General features: G+C 56.7%; 1 protein-coding gene and 1 tRNA gene. One reads left to right on the top strand and one right to left on the bottom strand.

From position 1 onward, the window contains the following. Positions 1 to 5 precede the first annotated feature (5 nt). Positions 6 to 78 (top strand) — tRNA-His (locus Q0F21_RS06415). 113 nt (positions 79 to 191) lie between these two features. On the opposite strand, the gene Q0F21_RS06420 is transcribed toward Q0F21_RS06415, so the two are convergent. After that, positions 192 to 3,431 (bottom strand): S41 family peptidase (locus tag Q0F21_RS06420; RefSeq protein ID WP_363282715.1); only part of this gene is annotated, 3,240 nt, incomplete at its 5' end.

Raw genomic sequence — 3,431 nt, forward strand, 5'->3', positions numbered from 1 at the left:
TTATGGTGCCCATAGCTCAGTTGGTAGAGCGCTGGATTGTGGTTCCAGATGTCGAGAGTTCGAACCTCTTTGGGCACCCTCAGAGACTTTACATTCGCTTGTAGAGTCTCTTTTTTTGTACCTATATATAAAGGAGAGTGGCAGCACCTCGATCGGGGTGCTGCCACTCTCCTTAGTAACTGAGTAACTCCTTACTTCTTAGCTGAGTCTACTCTCTGGATGAGGTCATCGATGGCCGCCTTGAGCTGGAGGTCATTGTCGGTCAGGAAGTCCTCGGGGGAGTTGTAGACCGTGATCTCAGGATAGATGGCACGGTTCTCTCGGGCGAGGTTGTCCGTCCCGGTCATCGTCACCTGCGGGATGCCGAAGACGAGGTCCTCATTGACCTGTGTCTCCCACCATACGGCAGTCATGGTACCGGCCACGGGGGTGCCGACCAGCTTGCCGAGCTTCAGAGTCTGGTAGGTCCAGGGGGTGCCGTAGGCGTCGGAGTAATTGTCCTCGCTCACCAGCATATTGGACGGCTTGTACCACTGCATGAAGGGCTCGGAGCCGATGTACTGTCCCCTCGGCTGGAAGCGTGCGTACTCCTTGCCACTAAGCAGGATCGCCACATCATTGTGCAGCCAGCCGCCGCCATTGTGACGCGTGTCGACGACGATCGCATCGCAGCCGCGGTACTTGCCGAGCATCTTGCTGAATACCCGACGGAAGGATCCGCTATCCATTCCCTCGATGTGGACATAGCCGACGCGACCGTTGCTCCACTTCTCAGTCAGGGCTGCACGACGGTCTACCCATCGGTCGTAGAGGAGAGACGACTCTTGACCGAGTGAGATGGGTACGACGGACTCCTCGACCTCCTTGCCACTCTCATCCTTGAGCGTCACGACCGTACGCTGTCCGGTCAGTCCATTCAGGTAATGCTCGATCGGGAGATCCTTGGAGATGGTGGTTCCATTGATCTTGAGGACAATGACTCCCGGCTTGGCAATCGACTTGGCGCGGTCGAAGGGACCACCCACAATCACCTCGGTGATCTTTGCTCCCTCACCCTCGTAGCTGTCGTCGTAGAAGAGTCCGAGTGAGGCGGTACGAATGGTGGACGACCCACCGTAGTAGCGCATGCCAGTGTGGGAGCCATTGAGCTCGCCGAGGAGCTCGCTGCAGAGCTCGGCGAAGTCGTAGTTGTTATTGATGAAGGGCAGGATCTCACGATAGCTGTCGGAGTAGCCCTTCCAGTCCACGCCATGGAGATTAGCGTCGTAGAACTTATTCTCCACCTGCCTAACCATATGGTCGTAGATGTATGCCCGCTCCTTAGCTGGGGAGTACTCAAAGCGAGCAGAGTAGGTGAGGGGAGTGATATCCCTGCCCTCGATCTTCTTGAAGCCGTTGTAGCCAAAGAGGTAGAGGGTCTTCCCATCCTTGCTCATCTCCAGAGAGCCGCTACCGGTGTCGCCAACGATCTCCTTAGTCTCCTTCTCGGCGAGGTCGAGACAGTAAAGGTTGGTCTTGCCGTCGAAGGAGGCGAGGTAGTAGAACTTGTCTCCCTCGGGAGTCACAGCGAAGTCAGACTGAGATCCACTCGTGCGGGTGATACGGACGATACGCTTATCTCGATTGGAGAAGTCGAAGATGAGAGGCTTTACCTTGTCCTCATCCTTGCTCTTCTTATCCTTCTTCCCCTTTTTCTTGTCCTTGTCGCTCTTATCTGCGCTCTCCTTCTTCTCATCCTTGTCCTTCAGGAGTACCTCGCGCTCCTCCTTGTCGAGGAGGAAGCGATCGTATGCGTCCTGATCGAGGAACATCAGGTAGATGTCCGTCTGAGAGCCCCAAGAGCCGTGGCTGCGGTAGCCGGCGTAGTCGCAGTAGTAGGCGATTGCTTTCCCGTCGAGGACAAAGCGAGCACCAACGGCATTGTATCCGGTCTCGGTGAGATTAACCAGCTCTCCGGAGCCGTCCGCCTTGACGAGGGCGACATCGGCGTTATTCCAGCCTCCATTGCCCATGAAGTTGGTCAGGATATGCCTCGAGTCGGGACTCCAGGTAAACCACTGGTCACCGTCAGAGTAGGAGTAGTTGTACTTCTTATTCAGCACCTCGGTACTCTTGCCGCTGGCAAGGTCAAGGCAATAGACTGCAGCGCGATCCCTTAGGTAGGCGATCTTCTTGCCGTCGGGGCTGAAGACAGGCTGGAAGGCTGGTACCTCCTTCTCGTGAGTCAGCTTCTTCTCCTCCAGCTCGGTAGCGTAGGTAAAGGTCTTCTCATCGGAGCGCTTGATAGTAGTCTGGTAGAGATTCCACTGATCCTCACGCTCAGAGGAGTAGACGAGAGTGCGACCGTCGGGGCTGAAGGTCAGGTCACGCTCCTGCTCCGGAGTATTGGTGATCCGCTTCGTGGTGCCGTACTCGATATTGGCGACATAGACATCGCCATGGACGATAAAGGCGTACTCCTTATTATTAGGAGAGAGCTTGGCCTCAGACGCGCCTGTCCGGTAAGTCTGGAAGAGCTTCTCCTGCTTGCTGTTGTCGGCAATCACCTGCACCGGAAGCTGTTTCGCCTCTCCGCCCTTGGGCATGTAGTAGAGCCGACCATTCCAGGAGAAGGCGACGTTACCACTATTGTCCATCGAGAGATTGCGGACCGGGTGCTTCTTAAAGTTGGTCAGCTGAGTGGGGTGGGCCGGGTCAGCGAGAGTGGCGCGGTAGACATTGAAGTTACCATCCCGCTCGCTCAGGAAGAGGAAAGCCTCCTCGCCCGGGAGCCAGATGGCATTGCGATCCTCGCCCTCGAAGGAAGTGATCTTAGCAAACTTGCCCATGTTGCCATCCGGAGTCCACATCCATATATCTCTGGCGACGGGCGACTTGTGGTGCTTGCGCAGAGGATCCTCGTACCCCTTGAAGTCGGTAAAGAGGATCCGTCCGTCGGTGCGATTGATCGACGGCATCTTCATCGTAAATGCAGAGAAGAGGTGTGGCCGTCCGCCGTTAGTCTTGATCCGGTAGACCTGTGAGAAGGATCCGCCGGGGAAGATACCCGACTCCTTAGTAGGACGATAGCCGCACTCGTAGAGGATCGTCTCATCGTCGAGGAAGGCGACCGGCGTCTGGCTCTTGCCATTGATGTAGGTCAGCTTCCTTGCCTGCCCGCCCTGACGGGAGGTGAGGTAGACGTGGAAGGTGCCGAATTCCCGGTCAGACGAGAAGGCGATGCTCTGCCCGTCCGGACTCCAGACCGGTGCCGTGTCGTACGCAGGATTAGACGTGATCTGTGTAGCGGTGCCGCCACTCACCGGTACGGTGAAGATGTCCCCCTGGTAGGTAAAGGCGATCACCTTACCATCAGGGCTGATGGCGGTGTTTCTGATCCATCCCGCATCCTCCGCCTGTCCCAGGGCGGCGAGGGGAGCTGCCAGTGTCAG

This window comes from uncultured Porphyromonas sp., from assembly GCF_934359325.1.
GTDB lineage: Bacteria > Bacteroidota > Bacteroidia > Bacteroidales > Porphyromonadaceae > Porphyromonas_A.